This window comes from Dankookia sp. GCM10030260, assembly GCF_042666655.1.
In the GTDB taxonomy this organism is placed as follows: Bacteria; Pseudomonadota; Alphaproteobacteria; order Acetobacterales; family Acetobacteraceae; genus Paracraurococcus.
Genome location: NZ_JBHTDE010000088.1, coordinates 1 through 851, shown reverse-complemented (window position 1 = coordinate 851; position 851 = coordinate 1). Strand labels below are relative to the sequence as shown.

Genomic DNA, 851 nt, shown 5'->3' with positions numbered 1-851 from the left:
ACCCTGCGGCATCGGCCGGTCCGATACGCCGGGGCCCGGTAGGTGCCTGCTGTGATACCGTGTTGCTCCAGCACATCCGCACCCAGATCCTCGGCTCGCGCCTGCATGGCGAGGGCTACCGCAAGATCTGGGCTCGGCTGCGCCATGGCGGCATCCGCACCTCGGCCCGGCGGGTCCGGCGCCTCATGGGCCAACACGGCCTGCTCGCGCCACACCGCATCGGCCGTCCCGAGCAGCGCGCCCATGACGGCACCATCACCACCACCGCCGTGGACGCAATGTGGGGCACCGACATGACCGAGACCGTGACCGTCAGAGACGGCCGGGCCCGGGTGTTCGTTGCCGTCGACCACTGCTCGGGCGAGTGCGTCGGCAACCATGCCGCCCGCTCCGGCAACCGCTTCGAGGCGCTCGAGCCGGTGCGCCAGGGCGTGCTGCGCCACTTCGGCCGCATCGAGAAGGACGTCGCCAAGGGTCTCTCCCTCCGCCACGACCACGGCTCGAACTATATGTCCGGCGACTTCCAGGACGAGATCGCCTTTCTCGGCATCGAGAGCTCGCCCTCCTTCGTCCGTCAGCCCGAGGGCAACGGCGTCGCCGAGCGCTTCATCCGCACCCTGAAGGAGAACTTCCTCTGGGTGCACACCTTCGACACCATCGAGGAACTGCGGCGCGGGCTGCAGGAGTTCGTCGCCCATTACAACGCCACCTGGCTCGTCGCCCGGCATGGCTATCGCACCCCGAACCAGATCCGCACCGAGCAGTGCAGCCTTGCTCAGCGCCCGCCAGCCAACCTACCCTTGGCCGCTTGAACAGCGCAGTCGGCTGTCTCAACAACCGGTCGCACTACA

At 68.4% G+C, this 851-nt stretch carries 1 protein-coding gene; it reads left to right on the top strand.

Annotation, left to right across the window (positions count from 1 at the left end; all coding sequences use genetic code 11):
- Positions 1-812, top strand: an 812-nt coding sequence (locus ACFQS7_RS30965) for a transposase (protein ID WP_380070987.1), incomplete at its 5' end; no start/stop codon positions are given.
- Positions 813-851 lie beyond the last annotated feature (39 nt).